Raw genomic sequence first — 17,153 nt, 5'->3', positions numbered from 1 at the left:
GTTCAGGAGGAGTGCTCCGTCAGGATCGCCGGGTCCGAGAGGCCCGCCGCGCCGGTCTCCACCTTGCCGGCGAAGCGGCGCAGGAAGGCCGGGGAGCCGGATGCGGTGGCCGTCACGTCGTACCAGCGGCGGGTGTTCTTCAGGGAGACGGTGTGCTTGACGGTGGCGCCCCTGGGGATCGTGAGGCGCTTCGGGCCGCCGCCGTAGGCGTTGGTCAGCGTCACCGTGGCGGTGGAGCGCCCGGCGTTCGTGAGGGTGAGGTCCAGGTTCCCGGTGGCCGCGTTGTGGCGGGCGGTGACCTCGGGGCCGGGGGTGGTGCCGGGGTTGCGGAAGCCGCGCAGGAAGCCGTTGGGGCCGTGCACGGTCAAGTCGGTGGCGCCGGCCGAGTGGGCCGTGTTCCAGGTGTCCGCGATCGACTTTCCGGCCTCGGTGGTGTAGGTCCAGGGGGCGTCGCTGCGGTTGCCGGAGGTGACGTAGAACTGCGCCCCCAGCTGCGGGCCTCCGCTGAACGTCAGCCGGAACCTGCCCTCGGAGACGAGCGCGGAACCGTCCACGTACGGGGCGTACTTGAGCGCGCGCGTGGGGCGCAGGCCCTTCTCCTGGCGCGGCATGGTCCCGCGGGCCGGCGGGGTGGCCCGGAAGTCGGGGTGGCGCTCGCGGTCCGGCGGGAACCAGCCGTCGGTGCCGGGCAGCGGGGCCGGGGCGGTGTGCTTGCGGGCGAAGTCGAAGGCGGAGGTCAGGTCGCCGCAGACGGCACGGCGCCAGGGCGAGATGTTGGGCTCGTGGACGCCGAAGCGCTGCTCCATGAAGCGGATGACCGAGGTGTGGTCGAAGGTCTCGGAGCAGGCGTAGCCGCCGGTGCTCCAGGGGGAGACGACGAGCATCGGGACGCGCGGGCCCAGGCCGTAGGGTCCGGCCACGTACCCGGCCTTGCCGGGGAACACGTCCAGGGCGGTGGGCGTGGTCGACAGGCCCTGCGCGGCGCTCGCGGGGGCGTAGGGCGGGACGAGGTGGTCGAAGAAGCCGTCGTTCTCGTCGTAGGTGATGAAGAGGGCGGTCTTCGCCCACACGTCGGGGTCGGCGGTGAGCGCGTCCAGGACCTGGGAGATGTACCAGGCGCCGTAGTTGGACGGCCAGTTGGAGTGCTCGCTGAAGGCCTCGGGGGCGGCGATCCAGGAGATCTGGGGGAGGGCGCCGTTCACCACGTCCGCGCGAAGCTTGTCGAAGTACCCTTCGCCCGCCTTGGCGTTGGTGCCCGTACGGGCCTTCTCGTGAAGGGCGCTGCCGGGCTGGGCGTCGCGGTAACTGTTGAAGTACAGCAGCGAGTTGTCGCCGTAGTTGCCGCGGTAGGCGTCCTCGATCCAGCCCCAGGATCCATCGGCGTCGAGGCCGTCACCGATGTCCTGGTACACCTTCCAGGAGACTCCCGCGGCCTCCAGGCGCTCGGGGTAGGTGGTCCAGCCGTAGCCTGCCTCGGCGTTGTTGAGGACCGGGCCGCCGCCCCGGCCGTCGTTGCCGGTGTGGCCCGACCAGAGGTAGTAGCGGTTGGGGTCGGTGGAGCCGATGAACGAGCAGTGGTAGGCGTCGCAGATGGTGAATGCGTCCGCGAGGGCGTAGTGGAAGGGGATGTCCTCGCGGGTCAGGTGGGCCATCGTGGTGGCCGTCTTGGCGGGTACCCAGTTGTCGTACCTGCCCTGGTTGAAGGCGCTCTGGCCGCCCGCCCAGTCGTGGTTGAGGCCCTGGAGGAACTCCATCCCGAGGTCCTCTGACGGCGGCCGGAAGGGCAGCGTCTCCTTCGTGCCGTCGGACTGGTGCCAGACGGACTTGCCGCTGGGCAGGGTCACGGGGCGCGGATCGCCGAAGCCGCGGACACCGCGCAGCGCGCCGAAGTAGTGGTCGAAGGAACGGTTCTCCTGCATGAGCACCACGATGTGCTCGACGTCCGCTATGGAGCCGGTGGCGCCCTGCGCGGGGATGGCGGCGGCGCGGGCGATGCTCTCGCCCAGCATCGTCAGGGCCGTGGTACCGCCCGCGAGCTGCAGGAAACGCCGGCGATTGAGTTCTGCCATGGCGGGAACGACCTCCACGTCGAGGGGTGACTGAGTACCCCAGCACAGCGCGTCCGGGGTTCCGGTAAGGGAGCCTGGCGTGACGCCGGCGCGTACACCAGGCGAACGGCGGCCGGGTTCCGCGGCCGGTCGGCCGGATCCGGACCCTCGGGAGAAAAGCCTTGGACCGCGCGGGCGCCCGTGCGGGACACTCCGCTTTCTGACCTGACGGTCCGAGAAGGCAGGGTTGGGATGGGATCGCCCGAATCGCACGAAAGTTCACTGAACGAGGGTCCGCCGATCGAGAGTCCACCGAACGAGGTTCCACCGCGCAGGAGTCCGGTACTCCTCGCGCTCCGCTACTACGGGCGGGAGCTGGTCCGGCTGCGCCGGCTGACGGCGCCCGCGATGCTGCTCCCGGCGCTGGGAAACATCGGCATCCACTACGTCGCGCCGCTGGTCGTCGCCAAGCTCGTCGGCCGGATCGCGGGCGGCGGGGAAGCCGCCGGGGGAGCGGGCGGCGCCCTCGGCTGGGCGATGCCCTACGTCCTCGGCTTCGCCGGGGTCCTGCTGCTGTCGGAGGCGTTCTGGCGCATCGGGCTGCACTGCCTGAACCGCGTCGACGCCCGCGGCATCGAGCAGCTCTACGTCACCGGAATGGACGAACTCTTCGCCAAGGACGCCGCGTTCTTCCACGACAACTTCGCCGGATCCCTCACGAAGCGGGTCCTGAGCTTCGCCTCCCGCTTCGAGGAGTTCGTCGACACGCTGACGTTCTCGGTCATGGGCAGCTTCGTGCCCCTGCTGTTCGCCTCGGTGGTGCTGTGGCAGTACGACCCGCTCCTCGTCGTCGGGCTGCTGGTGATGATCACGTTCACGGGGCTGTGCGTGGTGCCCCTGATCCGCCGCCGCCAAGTGCTCGTCGCCCGGCGGGAGGAGGCCATCGCCCGGGTGTCCGGCCACGTGGCCGACAGCCTGATGAACATGGACACGGTCCGCGCCTTCGCCGCAGAGTCGCGCGAGGCCGCCGAACACCGCACCCGGGTCGCGGAGTCGAGGCGCCTCACGCTGCGCTCGTGGGACTACGGCAACCTGCGCATCGACACGTTGGTCGCACCCCTGTCCGTGGCGACGAACGTGCTGGGGCTGCTGCTCGCCATCGTGCTCGGCGGGGGAGCGCACGGGGTGGAGGCGGTCATCGTCGCCTTCACCTACTACGCCGGCGCGACGCGGATCATGTTCGAGTTCAACCAGATCTACCGCCGCCTGGAAAGCTCGATGACGGAGGCCGCACAGTTCACCGAACTGCTGCTGACACCGCCGACCGTGCTCGACCCGGAGGAGCCGGAACCGCTGCGCCACCCGCCGGTCGCCGAGGTCCGGTTCGACCGGGTGGTCTTCGGCCACGAGGGCGGGAAGCCGCTCTTCGAGGGCCTGGACCTGGCCGTGCCCGCAGGGTCGAAGCTCGGTCTCGTCGGCCGCTCCGGCGGGGGCAAGACCACGCTCACCCGGCTGCTGCTGCGGATGACGGACATCGACGCGGGCCGGATCCTGATCGGCGGGCAGGACATCAGCCGGCTGAGCCAGGCCGACCTGCGCAGCCTGATCGCCTACGTCCCCCAGGACCCGGCGATGTTCCACCGCACGCTGCGCGACAACATCGCCTTCGCCCGCCCGGACGCCACCGAGGCGGAGATCCGCCGGGCGGCCGAGGCGGCGCACGTCACGGAGTTCGCCGACGGGCTGGCGGACGGCTTCGACACCATGGTGGGCGAGCGCGGGGTGAAGCTGTCCGGCGGGCAGCGCCAGCGGGTGGCCCTCGCCCGGGCGATCCTGCGCGACGCGCCGGTCCTGCTCCTCGACGAGGCGACCAGCGCCCTGGACTCCGAGAGCGAGATCCTGGTCCAGGACGCGCTGTGGCGGCTGATGGCCGGGCGGACGGCGCTCGTGGTCGCACACCGGCTGAGCACGGTCGCCACCATGGACCAGCTCGTCGTCCTGGACCACGGGCGGATCGTCGAGCAGGGCACCCACCATCAACTGCTCGCCGCGGACGGCGCCTACGCGAAGCTGTGGCAGCACCAGTCGGGCGGCTTCATCGACGACACCACGGCGCGGGCAGACCTGCACTGACCGTCGTACCGGCGGGAGCCGTCGTACCGGAGCCGGTGCGACGGCGCCCGGTCAGGACTGCGCCGTCAGGCCTGCGCCGTCAGGACTCCGCCGTCAGGGCGAGCTGCCGCTCGCGGTCCTGTCTGAGGAGCTGGGGGATGGCGCCGCTCGGCGCCACGCCCAGTTCCGCGGAGAGCAGCTCCCGGTAGCCGCGGTAGCGGCGGTGGGCGTCGGCCACCTCGCCGACGAACAGGCACGACTGCACGGCGATGCGCCGCGGCCCCTCCCGCAGCGGGTCGGCCTGGGTCGCGGCGTCGGCCAGTTCGAGCACCGCGGCGTGCTGCCGGCGCTGGAGGAACCTTTCGGCGAGCCGCTCCAGCGTCTGGACGCGCTGGACCTTCCACTTCTCCTGGAACGGTACGAGCCAGTCGTCGTCCCAGTCGTTCAGCAGCGGGTGCCGCAGTACGTTCCACGCCTGTGGCAGGTGGTCCCCGGCCGCCGCCGCCCCGCCCGCACCGGACACCGCCGCGATCAGCCTGGCCGCTGACCGGTAGTCCACCTCGACGTGCTCGGTGAGGGCGACGGTGGTGTGGGAGGCCCGCAGCAGGCCGCCGGCCGTGGCCTGATTCAGTCGCCACAGGGTCTGGCGCAACCGGGCACCCGCCCGGTCGGCCGGGGCGTCGGGCCAGAGCCGGGCGGCAAGGTCGCCGCGCCTGAGCGGGCGGTCACCGAGCACCAGGGCCGCGACGAGCCGTTGCTGGATGTCGCTGAGGTCGGTGACCCGCTGGTCGGTGCGGCATACGAAGCCCGGCAACAGCGATATGTGCACGGTGCCTAAGCCGGTGGGGTTCATCGCACCTCTCGGGTCGTCCGACGGGCCGCCGGCCGCCGGGTGGGCGCTCCATTGATCCCGATTTCCACGTTCGCTTCACATGGGCTTCACAACGGCTGTGGTATGAGCCTGAGGCAAGGTCCGGAGAGCGTCAACACCCGTGCGCGGCGCGTTCCGGCCGTCCCGATCCGCTGTCGGAAGACGCCCGCCCGCGTTGCGTATGTCCCCTTCGTCGCTCCCGCACAACCCACATTCGTGGGGTTGTTTCACGGGTCCGCCGCGCGCAGTCTCGGTTGCGTCCCCGATCGAACGCGACAGCGAAAGGTGGAAGCATGACCTTCAACGCCCTGGAGTCCCTGCGTGCGGCCGGCGTCATCGGCGGCACGATGGCGCCCGCCCTCGAAGAGTTCTACGCCAGCCTGACCCCCGAGGAGACCAAGGTCCTCATCTCGACGAAGACCCGCCTCGCGGCGATCCTGCCCGACGTGGTGGCGCACTCCCAGGACTGGACCTCCCCGGAGGCCACGAAGGAGGGCTTCGACGCCGCGATGCTCTGTGCGTGCGGCCTCTGGTCGGGATCGGGCCAGGCCGAGAACTGACCGTTCCACAGGCGGGGTCCGGCGGCCGTTCGCGTCGGGCCGCGCCTGTGCCAGCCCAGAGAGGAGGCGGGATGCGCGGAAACCTGGTTCGGAACCTGTCGTTGTTCGAGGTGCCCAACGACCTGACGTACTTCGTGCACGACGAGGACCACCTCGTGGTCAACCCGGAGGTGGCCGCCCGGTGCGTCCTCTCCGGACGTGAATTTCGGGTCCTCGAAGCCCTGGCGGCCGCCCGGGCCCGCGGGGAGCAGCCGGGGCTGGAGCAGAACGACGAGACGGAACGCGTCCTCGCCAAGCTCATCCTCAACTGGATCGTGTACTTCAACGGCAACAAGCCCAAGGTCCGACTGAGCGAACCGCCCCTGGGCGTCGCCTACTACGCCATCACCGACGGCTGCAACCTCCGCTGTCCCTACTGTTACGCGTCCTCCGAGAAGTGCCTTCCGGGCGAGCTCGACACCGCCGAGTCCCTGGACCTGGTCTCGCAGATCGCCGACTTCGGCGCCGGGACCATCATCTTCACCGGCGGCGAGCCGATGCTCCGCAAGGACCTGTTCCAGGTCGTCGAGCACGCCAGGAACAGCGGCCTGAAGGTCAACATCATCACCAACGCGACGATGATCCGGACCGCGGAGAAGGCCCGGCGGTTCGCCGAGCTCTTCGACGCCGTCACCGTGAGCCTCGACGGAGGCACGGCCGAGACCCACGACCGCACCCGCGGCAAGGGAGCGTTCGCCAAGACCCACCGGGCGATCCAGCTCCTCAACGAGGCCGGGGTGGCGCCGGCCATCAACCACATCGTCACCTCGGACAACATCCACGAGCTGGAGGACTTCGCCTCCTTCCTCGACGGGATCAAGATCCACAGCGTCCGCCTGATGAACCACAACGACCTGGGCCGGGGCGCGGACGACGCCTACGACTTCGGGTGGCAGGACCACCTGGACGTGCAGCAGCTCGTCTGGACCTCACCGGTCGCGGGCAAACTCAAGCCGGACGGCCCGAGGCCGGTCACCGCGTGCTCGGTCAAGGGCAACTGCGGCATGGGCGGGCACGAGATCTACGTCAACTCCCTCGGCGACGTCTACCCGTGCAAACTCGTCACGGGCAAGGGGGAGTTCGCCGGCAACATCCGCAAGCAGCGGCTGTCGGAGATCTTCGCCAGCCCGGTGCTGACCTCGATGCGCAAGAGCACCGTGTACGGCGGGGAGTTCCACGCCGACTGCGAGAAGTGCTACATCAAGGCGAACTGCGGAGGCGGCTGCCGGGCCGCGCACATGTCGGAATCCGGGGACCTGCGGCGCAACAGCCGCCACCTGTGCCGGATCCTGCGGCACGGAGTCACCACCCAGCTGTGGCAGGAGACCGGGGTCACCCGGGCGGAACTCGCCCTGAGCGGACCGGAGATGACCGTCCCGCGGCTGGTCGCCACCGGGGAGGTGCACGAGGCCCACGAACAGTGGAAGACCTACGTCCGCCCGCCGGCGCCGGTGCCCGCGATCAAGGTGGGCGAACTGATTCCGATCATGCCGGTGAACAGGAGGCTGGGAGATGTCCCTGCACATCAGTGACGCGGTGATCTGGCAGGAGAGCGGGGACGGCATCTCGCTCTACCACAGCGAGTCCGGCGACTTCCGCACCCTGAACGCCACGGCCGCCCAGATCTGGGCGCTCGTGGAGAGCGACGGGGACCGCGAGACGGTCATCAGGAACCTGTCCCTGCTGTTCGCGGGGCACAACCCGGTGATGACGGCCCGCATCCGCGAGGAAGTGGACGCCTTCATCAGCTCCATGATCGAGGCCGACCTCATCGAGGAGACGGAAACCGCACCGCAGGACGGGCCGGAAGCCGGGACGCAGGCCACACGGAGCGAGCCGGCCGCGCGGTCATGACCAGGGCCGTCGTCCTCGGCGGGGGCTTCGCGGGGGTGCTGGCGGCCACCGTGCTCGCCCGGCACGTCGACGAGGTCACCGTCGTCGAGGGCGGCCGCTACCCGGCCGGGCCGGGGGTCCGGCCGGGGCTTCCGCAGGCGTTCCACAGCCACGTGCTGGTGACCGCCGGCGCCGAGGCGCTGGACGCGCTGCTCCCCGGCACGCTGGAGGCGCTCCTCGCGCAGGGGGCGCACCGCCGGGGACTGCCGGACGGTGCGCTGATCCTGAGCGCGGACGGCTGGTTCCGCCGCCACGACACCGGGGCCTACCTGGTCTCGTGCAGCCGCTGGCTGATGGACCACGTCATCCGGCAGCGGGCCCTGGCCGACGGGAAGGTCACGGTACGGGAGCGCACCCGCGTGCTGGGACTCGCGGGGGACTCGTCGCGTGTGACCGGCGTCCTGGTCGCGGGCGAGGACGGCTCCGGCGAGACCCTCCGCGCCGACCTCGTGGTGGACGCGACCGGCCGGCGTTCGCGGGCCGGACGGTGGCTGACCGCGATCGGCGGACCCGCGGTCGAGGAGGAGGTGGTCGATCCGAGACTGGCGTACTCCACCCGGATCTACCGGGCGCCCCCCGGCCTTGCCGCCGACCTCCCGGCGATCATGCTGCACCCGCGGCCCGAGCGCGGCCGTCCGGGGTACGGAGCCACCCTGTTCCCCATCGAGGGCGGCCGGTGGATCTTCACCCTGACCGGTACCCGCGCCGCCCGGCCACCGGTGGACGAGCCGGGATTCACGGACTGCGCGCGCTCGCTGCGCTCGCCGCTCGCGGCGGAGCTGCTGGCCGCAGCCGAACCCCTGGGCGGAGTCAGGCCGTTCCGTGCCACGGCGAACCGTCGGAGGTACTTCGAGCGGCTGCCCCTGCCCGACGGGTTCCTGGTCACCGGGGACGCGCTGACGGCGGTGAACCCGGTCTACTCGCACGGGATGTCCGTCGCGCTGCTCGGCGCCCTGCGGCTGGACCGGGAGCTGGCGGAGCGCGGCGCCCGGCCCTCCGCGCTGCCCGCGGTCCAGGCCGCGGTGGCGGAAGTGGCCGCCGAATCCTGGCGGATGGCGACCGAACAGGACGGGGTACGGGCCCTTGCGGAGGCCCCCGCGCCCACCGAAGGCTCCGCACGCGCTGAAGGCGCCGCCTCCGCCGCCGGGCAGCGCATGCGGGCCCGGGTGTCCCAAGCGGTGCTGAGCAGCCCGGTGTTGATGACCCGGCTGTTCCGGGCCCAGACGCTGGTCCCGCCGGCCCCGCCCCGGGCGGCCCTGCCGGGGCCCTCCGCAGGCAGCTCCGCAGCCCCTCCGCTCGACACCGACGAGGCCGTCGCACAGTTCCCCGGGCTCCGCGACTGGTGGTTCTCGGAGCGCGGCCCCCGACAACCCGCCCCGGGAAGGGAACCGTGACCACCGAAGCCGTACCGCTGATCCCGCACTCCGTCCTCTTCGGCAACCCGTCGTACCTCGTCCCCGAGATCTCCCCGGACGGGACCCGGCTCGTCTACCTGGCCCCGGACGACGGCGTGCTGAACGTGTGGACGGCGCCCGTGGACCGGCTCGAGGAGGCGCGGCCCGTCACGCACGACCGGGGCCGCGGCATCCGCACGTACGGCCTGTGCCACGACGACCGGACCCTCTTCTACCTCCGCGACCGCGACGGCGACGAGAGCTGGCGGATCCACCTCGTCGACCTGGTCACCGGCCGGGAGCGCTGCGCCACGCCCTTCGACGGCGTCCAGGCACGGGTGCTGGCGCACAACCGCTGGCATCCGACGACCCTGCTGATCGGGCTGAACAAGGACCGCCCCGGGCTGCACGACGTCTACGCACTCGATCTGCCGACGGACCGGCTCACCAAGGTCGCGGAGAATCCCGGGTACGTGAGCTGGCTCGTCGACACCGACCTGCGGGTGCGCGGCGGCACGGTGATGAAACCCGACGGCGGCCTGTCCGTACACCTCGACCCGCCGGACGGGCCGTACGGACCGGACGGTGCCCCGGCCCCGCCCTGGCTCGACGTGCCCTACGAGGACGCCATGGGGACGCGCGTCGTCGGCTTCTCGCGCGACGGCGCCACCTGTCACCTCCTGTCCTCCATCGGGGCCAACGCCGGCCGCCTGTTCTCCGTCGACCTCGCGACCGGGCGCCGGACCCTGCTCGCCGAGGACCCCGTGTACGACGTCAAACAGGTCGAGTTCGACCCGGTGAGCCGCCTGCCGCAGGCGGTGCTCTTCGCGAAGGACCGCGACGAATGGGTCTTCCTCGACGGGGAGTTCGCCAAGGACCTCGCACGGATCCGCGGTGAGCTCGCGCTCCTTTCGGTCGACGGCGAGGTCTACGTGGACCGCACCGACCGCGCCGACCGCCTGTGGACCGTCTCGGTGGTGACCGGCGCCGGCCCCGTCCTCTACTACGTCTACGACCGGTCGGCCGGCACGCTCCGCCACCTCTTCAGCCACCAGCGGGAGCTGGAGGCGTACACGCTCGCCAGGATGGAGCCCTTCGCGTTCACCGCGCGCGACGGGATCACCGTCCACGGCTACGTCACCTGGCCGCCCGGCGCCGAACGCACCGGCCTGCCCGCGGTGGTGAACGTGCACGGCGGACCCTGGGCCCGGCACACCTTCGCGTTCGACGAGGAGGCGCAGCTCCTGGCCAATCGCGGCTACGCCTGCATCCAGGTCAACTTCCGCGGTTCCACGGGCTACGGCAAGGAGTTCCGCAACCTGGGCGCCAAACAGTGGGGCGCCGCGATGCAGACCGACCTGCTCGACGCCGTCGAGCACCTCGTCGCGGGCGGCGGGATCGACCCCGCCCGGATCGCCATCATGGGCTGCTCGTACGGGGGATACGCGGCGCTGGTCGGCGCGGCCTTCACCCCGGACGTCTTCACGTGCGCGATCGACCTCTGCGGCCCGTCGAACCTGCTGACCCTGCTGGCGGCCGGGGCGCCCTACCGCACCGCGCTGCGCTCCTTCATGCACGCCCAGGTCGGTGACCCGGAAACGGAGCGCGCCATGCTGTGGGAACGCTCCCCGCTGTCGCGGGTCGACGCGATCCGCATCCCCGTGCTGGTCGTCCAGGGCGCCAACGACGTCCGCGTGCCGCGGGCGGAGGCCGAACAGATCGTCGCGGCACTGGCGGCCAAGGAACTGCCGCACGAATACCTGCTGTTCCCCGACGAGGGGCACGGTCTGGCCAGGCCCGCCAACCGGCAGGCCTACTACGCGGCGGTCGAGCGGTTCCTCGCGGAACACCTCAGCTGAGTCAGTGTCAGGCCAGGGCCGCGCGTACCAGGTTCGGCAGGTGCAGGCGGGTCTCGGACTCCTCGTGCGCGGCCCGCACGAACCCGCCGCCCGTCAGCGCGCCCAGTGCGCCCATCACCCGGTTCAGCGGCAGGCGCAGGGCTTCGGCGGCCTCGCAGACGGTCAATGCCCTTTCGAAGCCGGTCAGTTCACCGAGGAGGGTGCGCGGTCCGGGGTCCAGCCGCTCGACCCCGGACCGGATCGGACAGCCGATCGTCCCCGGGACACCGGCGGGGCGGTGCGCCGCCGGCAGTTCGAGCAGCTGGGCGGCGGGCATGTCCGCGAGCCGGCGCAGGCTCAGTACCCCGCACCCCGCGGCCGCCGCTTCCAGCGCGGCCGGCAGACCGTCCAGGGTCCGGCACAGCCGCACCGCGGCCGCCGCGTCGCCCCGGCCGAGCACGAATCCCGGCCGGATCTCCGCGAGCCGGTCCACGAGCAGCCGCACCGACGGCACGGAGGCCAGGACGTCCAGCGAACCGGCGGCCTCCCAGTCCGGCCCGGGGACGGTCAGCGGTGCGAGCACCGTGCCCTGGACGCCGGCCGCGTTCCACGGCGCCCGTGAGGTACTGATCACCCGGATGCCCGGACAGTAGGCCAGCAGCTCCTCCACGCCGACCGGCTCCCGGGCGTCGGCGACCCCGTCGAGCACGATCAGCACCTCGTGCCGGCCGATCAGCCGGCAGACCGCGGCCACGTCCTGCGCACCCGATTCGACGAGCCGGCGCAAGGACCGCAGCAGGGGGCCGAAGGCCGTGCCGTGACCGTCGAGGGCCACCGCTCCCGGGCCGATCCACAGCACCGGCCAGCCCCGCCGGGAGCCCAGCAGCGCCGCCGTCTCCGCGGCCACCCGCGACTTGCCCACGCCCGCGAGACCCGAGAGGGAGATCATCCGGCGGTGATCCGACTCCAGCGCGCCCACCATCGCCCGGACCTCGACGTCCCGCCCGAGGAGCGCGTTGACGGACCGGGGCACCGCCAGACAGGGGTCGGTTCCGGCCGGAGCCGGCCCCCCGCCGCCCAGCCCCGCGGTCACGAAGAGCTCCCGGGCCAGGCCCTCCAGCCCCAGGGCGTCGGCGAGCAGCCGGACGGTCTGCATCCGCGCGTTCACCCGGCCCGACTCCAGGGCGCGGATCGTCCGCGGGCTGATCGTCGACAGATCGGCCAGCGTCCGCTGGGTGAGCCCGGCCTGCACCCGCTTGAAGCGGAGCAGTTCGGGAAACGACGGAGCCTGGGCCTCGGCAGGGTGGACCATAGGCCAGGAGGGTAGGAGGGGCCCGTTCCGTACGCGTCTCCGGCGCGTCTGCGAGCCGTCTGCGGCCCGTCTGCGGACCGTCTGTGATCCGTCTGCGGCCCGTCTCCGTCGGCCGTCAGACCACCTTCGAACCGGGGTGCGCACCCCGGTCCAGCAGATCCAGCGAGATGGTCAGCAGCGAGACGGCCAAGGGATCGGACGCGTCCATGACCGCGTGCCGGGACAGCCGGGCCACCAGCTCTCCCATGCGCGGTGACTCCTCCGCGGCCTGCTCGCTGCGCCGCAGCAGGGCGAGGCTCAGCGCGGCCTGGGTGGCGAGCAGTCCCAGCAGTTCGATGTCGTCGAGCTCCCGGCCGGGAGCGTGCTCGTCGTGGACGTGGCGGTCCAGCACCTCGATCACGCCGATGCACTCCCCGTCCGCGATGAGCGGGGCGGCCATGATGCTCGCGGGCACGTACCCGGTGGAGGCCGCGGCGTCGCGGGCGAACCGGTCGGTCGCGCCCACGTCGTCCGTGATCAGCGGCTGCCCGCTGGCCGCCACCCAGCCGGCAATGCCCGTGCCGGGCTCGAACCGCCGCCCCACCAGGCCCTGTTCGCCCTCGCCGGCCACCGCCGCGAAGATCAGCTCGCCGGTGTCGGGGCTCACCATGAACACCGAGGACGCGGCGGCCCCGTAGATGTACCGGGCCACCGTGACGACGGACTGCAGGAGCCGGCGTTCGGTGGCCATCAGATCGTGCGGCCAGGGTTTCATTCCCCGCCTCCTTCTCCTCGGACGTTCGCGGCGCAGTGGTAGAGGACGCTCTTGAGCTGGAACGGGGTGAGCCACGGGTGCTTGCTCAGGACGAGGGCCGCGATCCCCGCCATGTGCGGGGCCGCGAAGCTGTTGCCCGTGTTGCGGACCGTGCCGCCGCCCAGGCTCGCCACCGGTACGCGCACCCCCCGGGCGCGGAACTCGACCGGGGGAGCTGCGTTGTAGTAGAAGCGCATGCCGTCCGGCTCGGCATGGCTGGCGACGGAGATCACCGAGGCGAAGTTCCAGGGGAAGCTCTCGATGGGCAGGTTGTGCGCCGCCGCCACCACCGCGGTCCGGCGGAAGTAGGCGCGGTCGCACAACTCACCCAACTGGTCCCGGAATTCGACCCTGGTCGTCGACAGGCTCATGCTGACGACGTCGAACCCCTCCTCGATCGCGAAGGCGAGCCCGGCGATCAGCGCGGAGGCGCTGCCGGCCCTCCCGTCGCCGAGCACCTTGAGCGAACTGAGCGACACCCGGGGCGCGATGGAGCGGATGATCCCCGCACAGGCCGTCCCGTGCCCGGCGCTGTCGAGCGGTTCGCACTCCTCCACGCGCGGAGCCCGGCCCTCGGCGCTCACCACCTGCCAGGCCCGCTCGACCGGGCCGACCAGCGGATGCGCCGCCTGTACACCGCTGTCGAGCACGCAGACCCGTACGCCCTCTCCATCGGCGCCCTCCCACGCCCAGCGCGGACCGATCCCCTGGAACAGGGCCGTCGGCAGGGGCTCGCCGGGATCCCCTCCCGCAGGCATGCTCCACGCGGGCATCCCCGACGCGTGCGGCCGCCGCTCGCGCCGCCAGGGCGCACCGTTCACATCCATGCCCGTACCGCCCCCAGCGGTTTCACCGCGCCGACGGCCGCATAGCTGTCGGCGGCCAGCCCGGCCATCGCCCGGGCCTGCGCCCCCTCGCCCAACCACCGGTGGGCCCGGGCCAGATCGAAGCAGACCTCGCCGCGCAGACACGGGTCGTCCAGGTCCCGGAGCAGTCGCAGCACCTCGGCGCGCAGCGGATCGGCGCGGCCCCGCGCCGCAGCGCCCAGCACGGCGGCCGACAGGCACAGGATCCGCCCCCGGACGTCCATCTCCTCCTGCCGGGACAGCAGTTCGGCGATCCGTCCGGCCGCCTCGTCCGGCCGGTCCCGGCGGGCGCACTCGCGGGCCGCCTGCACCCGCATGGTCAGCGCGACCGGTACGTAGCCGGCCCGTTCGAGAGCGTCCGCCGCGCGGCAGAAACGCCGCTCCGCCTCCGCGTGCTCACCGTCCAGCGAGGCGGCCAGCGCGGCCACCTGATCGACCAGGACCCGCCCCAGGGTCAGCCGGAGCTGCAGGACGACCGACTCGGCCTCGGTCAGCGCCGAACGCGCCCCGTACCGGTCCCCGGTCAGCGCCAGGCAGCGGGCGCGGGCGGCCAGCGCGGGCAGGGCCAGGAACCGGTCGGCCGCGAACCGCTCCAGGAGCTCCGCGCACCCCGCGAGCTTCTGCGCCATCGGACTCGGCGACCACTGCCGGATCTCGCACAGGGCCACGAGCAGCCGGTCCTCCTCGTACGCGTCACCGGCGTCCCGGGCATGGGCGAGCGCGGCGACGGCCGCCTCCTCGGCCGCCCCGAACCGGCCGCGGTCCAGGTGGATCAGCATCAGCAGCTGCTCGAACCGGCACCGGGCGGACCGGTCGGGCTCCTCGCCGTCGAGCGCGGTCCGCAACCCCTGCACATCGGCCGCCGCGACCTTGCCGAGCCGGGCCGCCAGCAGGTGCCGCTGCACCCGGACCAGGGCGGGGGCCGGACCGGACCCGGTGGCGGGCCACCCGGCCTCCGCCACCACCTCAAGGGCGCCCCGGGTGTCCCCGGAGAGCATCAGCGCGTCGCTCAGCCGGACGGCGGCGACCGACCGGCACCGGTCCGGCCCGCCCCGCGCCAGTACGAGCGCCCGTCCGAGCAGTCCGATCGCCGTCGGCACGTCACGCTGCCGCAGCGCCACCGTGCCCTCGCCGAGCAGGGCCCCGGCCGCCTGCCGCGCCAGTTCCGGCAGCTCCGCATCGTCCGGGCGCAGCCCCGCGAGGAGCCGGGCGGCGGCTTCGAGGTGGAAACCGGGACTGAAACCGTGCTCGGCCAGCCGCCGGTGCCAGGAGACGCGCTGCTCCTTCTCCAGCCTGCCGTACGCCACTTCGTGCACCGGCTGCTGGACGAAGCGGTAGCCGCCCGCCTCCTCCGTGGCCTGGAAGAGCCGCCGGCCGGCGAGCTCCGCGACCGCCGCCTCCGGGGCCGGCTCGCCCAGCAGCGCGAGCTGCTCCAGGGTGAACGAGGGGCCGATCACCGAAGCCGCGCCCAGCAGCCGCCGGCCCGGCGCGGGCAGCCGGTCGATCATCGCCCCGACCATGGCCGTGATGCTCGGCGGTACCTCGTCGACGGTCCGGCCGTTCCTCAGCCAGTCCATCATCAGCCGGATGTACAGCGGATTACCGGCGCTGTACAGGGCGACCCGGTCGACCTGTCCGGCCAGATCGAGCCCGTGCAGCTCCACCTCGGCGCCGGTCCCGGACCCGGTCCCAGACCCGGTCCCAGACCCGGACCCGGCCAGCGCGACCGCCAGCCGTGCACTGTCGGCCGGCACCAGCGCCCCGACCTCGATCACGTCGGCCCCCCGCGTCCCGTCGGCGAGCTCCGCCCTGGACACGCAGACCATCAGGAGCGGGAGTTCCCGCAGCCCGTCCATCAGCTCGCCGATGAGCCGCAGGAGCGACTGCCCGGCCCACGCGAGGTTGTCCCACACCACGACGAGCGGGCCGGCGGCCGCGGCGGTGAGCAGCTCGCGGGTCGCCCAGGACACCTCCTCCACGCCCGGGCCCGGGACCGCACCGGCCCGCCGGGGGAGCGAGGCGTCGCGCAGCGCCGAGAGCACGCCGGCGATCCGCTCGTCCGCCCGCAGCAGCTCCGCGCAGGCCGGTGCCCGCCGGGCCAGCGCGTCGAGCATTTCGACGAGCGCCCCGTAGTTCCCGGCCGTCCCGTAGGCCTGGCAGCTGCCGAACACCGCGACGGGCCGCGCCCCCGCCGCGACGAGGTCGTCCACGGCCTCCCGGACCAGGCGGGTCTTGCCGATCCCGGGCGGTCCGAGCACGGTCACCAGTTCCGCGCGCCGCTCCCGGGCCACCCGGTGGTAGATCCCGCGCAGCCGGTGGCGTTCGGCCCCGCGGTCCACCATGAGGGAGTTCTCGCCGCCCCCGCCGGCCGCCGCCTCACCGGTGACCAGCAGCACGGGCACCGGCTCGGCCTTGCCCTTCAGGGCCACCGGCGGCACCGGGACCATCGTGTAGTGCGGACGGGCCAGGTGGGCCACGGTCTCGTTCACGATGATCTCCCCGGCGACCGCCAGCGACTGGAGCCGTGCGGCGAGGTTGACCACGTCGCCGACGACCCGGATGCCGGCCCGGGCCGAACGCGTCACCAGCGCCTCGCCGGCCGCGATCCCGCAGTGGACCTCGACCGGAACGGAGTCGGTGGCGGGCGTGCGCAGGTCACGTACCTCGGCGCGGATCCGGGTGGCGGCGCGCAGCGCCCGCGGAGCGTCGTCCTCCTGGGACGTGTCGGCCCCGAAGACCGCCATGACGGCGTCGCCGATGAACTTCTCGACGACCCCGCCGTGCTCCTCCACCGCGTCCGAGCAGATCTCGTAGTACTCGTCGAGCAGCCGCTGCAGCGGCTCCGGGTCCACGCGCTCGGCGAGCCGGGTCCACCCGACCAGATCGAGGAAGAGGACGACCACCAGTCTCCGGCTCATGCGCGCTCAGAGCAGCTTCAGGTCGTGCGCCCACACCTCGGCATCCGCACCGGAATCCGCCTCGACCAGCCGCAGCTGCACCGATACGACGACCGACGTCTCCTCCTCGGTCAGGCCCGCCAGCACCTCGCGCTGCGCGGTGCTCAACTGGTCGACCGGAAGCCCGGCCTCGCGCAGAGCGATCAGAGGGTCGAACACGTCACCCACCCCTTTCACGGGGCCGCACGGCGGCGGCCAGACATCGACGGGCAGGAGCCGGTGGACGTAGCAGTAGGCCACCAGCTCCGCCCTGTTCCTGCAGTTGAACCGGTCGAGCAGGACACTGATCTCCTCGCCCACGGTGTGCCTGCTCAGGCGCAGCGCGCGGGCCACGCGGTCGGTCGTATGACCCCGCGCCACCAGGGCCACGAGCACCAGGCCCCGGCTGGAGATCTCGACACCCCGTATCGCCGTCACCGGCGCGAGCTCCTCACGACGGACTCCTCACGACGGACCTCTCACGACGGACC

General features: G+C 72.6%; 13 protein-coding genes. 6 read left to right on the top strand and 7 right to left on the bottom strand.

All coding sequences use genetic code 11. The features are described from left to right. Positions 1-2: 2 nt before the first annotated feature. Positions 3-2,069 carry a phosphocholine-specific phospholipase C gene (locus tag ACFWNV_RS10085; RefSeq protein ID WP_383943341.1) on the bottom strand — a complete coding sequence of 689 codons (2,067 nt, stop codon included), beginning with the start codon at positions 2,067-2,069 and terminating at the stop codon, positions 3-5. A gap of 231 nt (positions 2,070-2,300) precedes the next feature. Here ACFWNV_RS10085 and ACFWNV_RS10080 point away from each other — a divergent pair, with 231 nt between their 5' ends. Next, positions 2,301-4,181 (top strand): ABC transporter ATP-binding protein, encoded by a 1,881-nt coding sequence (locus tag ACFWNV_RS10080; RefSeq protein WP_383943338.1) that lies wholly within the window; start codon positions 2,301-2,303, stop codon positions 4,179-4,181. A 79-nt stretch (positions 4,182-4,260) separates the two neighbouring features. Here the strand turns inward: ACFWNV_RS10080 and ACFWNV_RS10075 are convergent, their stop codons facing one another. Then, a complete protein-coding gene (locus tag ACFWNV_RS10075; RefSeq protein ID WP_383943335.1) occupies positions 4,261-5,013 on the bottom strand; it encodes a BTAD domain-containing putative transcriptional regulator in 753 nt (250 codons plus the stop codon). A 311-nt stretch (positions 5,014-5,324) separates the two neighbouring features. Between ACFWNV_RS10075 and ACFWNV_RS10070 the strand changes: the two genes are divergently transcribed. The 5 genes from ACFWNV_RS10070 (at position 5,325) to ACFWNV_RS10050 (ending at position 10,776) form a co-directional block, all read left to right on the top strand. Beyond that, positions 5,325-5,591 carry a StsA-related sactipeptide RiPP gene (locus tag ACFWNV_RS10070; protein WP_250741964.1) on the top strand — a complete coding sequence of 89 codons (267 nt, stop codon included), beginning with the start codon at positions 5,325-5,327 and terminating at the stop codon, positions 5,589-5,591. A gap of 71 nt (positions 5,592-5,662) precedes the next feature. Next, complete coding sequence (gene stsB / locus ACFWNV_RS10065; RefSeq protein WP_383943331.1) at positions 5,663-7,162, top strand: StsB family radical SAM/SPASM domain sactipeptide maturase; 1,500 nt, start codon at positions 5,663-5,665, stop codon at positions 7,160-7,162. Continuing rightward, positions 7,143-7,484, top strand: coding sequence for a PqqD family protein (locus tag ACFWNV_RS10060; RefSeq protein ID WP_383943328.1), 342 nt, complete (start codon positions 7,143-7,145; stop codon positions 7,482-7,484). Before stsB ends, ACFWNV_RS10060 begins: the two co-directional genes overlap by 20 nt. After that, positions 7,481-8,917, top strand: coding sequence for an NAD(P)/FAD-dependent oxidoreductase (locus tag ACFWNV_RS10055; protein WP_383943325.1), 1,437 nt, complete (start codon positions 7,481-7,483; stop codon positions 8,915-8,917). Before ACFWNV_RS10060 ends, ACFWNV_RS10055 begins: the two co-directional genes overlap by 4 nt. Next, complete coding sequence (locus tag ACFWNV_RS10050; RefSeq protein WP_383943322.1) at positions 8,914-10,776, top strand: S9 family peptidase; 1,863 nt, start codon at positions 8,914-8,916, stop codon at positions 10,774-10,776. Before ACFWNV_RS10055 ends, ACFWNV_RS10050 begins: the two co-directional genes overlap by 4 nt. 7 nt (positions 10,777-10,783) lie before the next feature. Here ACFWNV_RS10050 and ACFWNV_RS10045 read toward each other — a convergent pair whose 3' ends face one another. The 5 genes from ACFWNV_RS10045 to ACFWNV_RS10025 all read right to left on the bottom strand — a co-directional run bounded on the left by ACFWNV_RS10045 (position 10,784) and on the right by ACFWNV_RS10025 (position 17,100). Continuing rightward, complete coding sequence (locus ACFWNV_RS10045) at positions 10,784-12,067, bottom strand: helix-turn-helix domain-containing protein (protein ID WP_383943320.1); 1,284 nt, start codon at positions 12,065-12,067, stop codon at positions 10,784-10,786. Between the two features lie 115 nt (positions 12,068-12,182). Then, positions 12,183-12,821: a GAF domain-containing protein gene (locus ACFWNV_RS10040; protein WP_383943318.1), complete on the bottom strand. Its 639-nt coding sequence runs from the start codon at positions 12,819-12,821 to the stop codon at positions 12,183-12,185. Beyond that, positions 12,818-13,618 carry a S8 family serine peptidase gene (locus tag ACFWNV_RS10035; protein ID WP_383943315.1) on the bottom strand — a complete coding sequence of 267 codons (801 nt, stop codon included), beginning with the start codon at positions 13,616-13,618 and terminating at the stop codon, positions 12,818-12,820. Before ACFWNV_RS10035 ends, ACFWNV_RS10040 begins: the two co-directional genes overlap by 4 nt. Positions 13,619-13,677: 59 nt before the next feature. After that, positions 13,678-16,644, bottom strand: a complete 2,967-nt coding sequence (locus ACFWNV_RS10030; protein ID WP_383943313.1) for an AAA family ATPase — start codon at positions 16,642-16,644, stop codon at positions 13,678-13,680. Between the two features lie 6 nt (positions 16,645-16,650). Continuing rightward, entirely contained in the window at positions 16,651-17,100 is a 450-nt protein-coding gene (locus tag ACFWNV_RS10025) for an aroma-sacti cluster domain-containing protein (RefSeq protein WP_383943311.1), read from the bottom strand. Between the last annotated feature and the right edge of the window lie 53 nt (positions 17,101-17,153).

This window comes from Streptomyces sp. NPDC058401 (assembly GCF_042722885.1).
GTDB lineage: Bacteria > Actinomycetota > Actinomycetes > Streptomycetales > Streptomycetaceae > Streptomyces.
The sequence above is the reverse complement of the archived record's forward strand: the minus strand, read 5'-3'. Positions and strand labels throughout refer to the sequence as shown.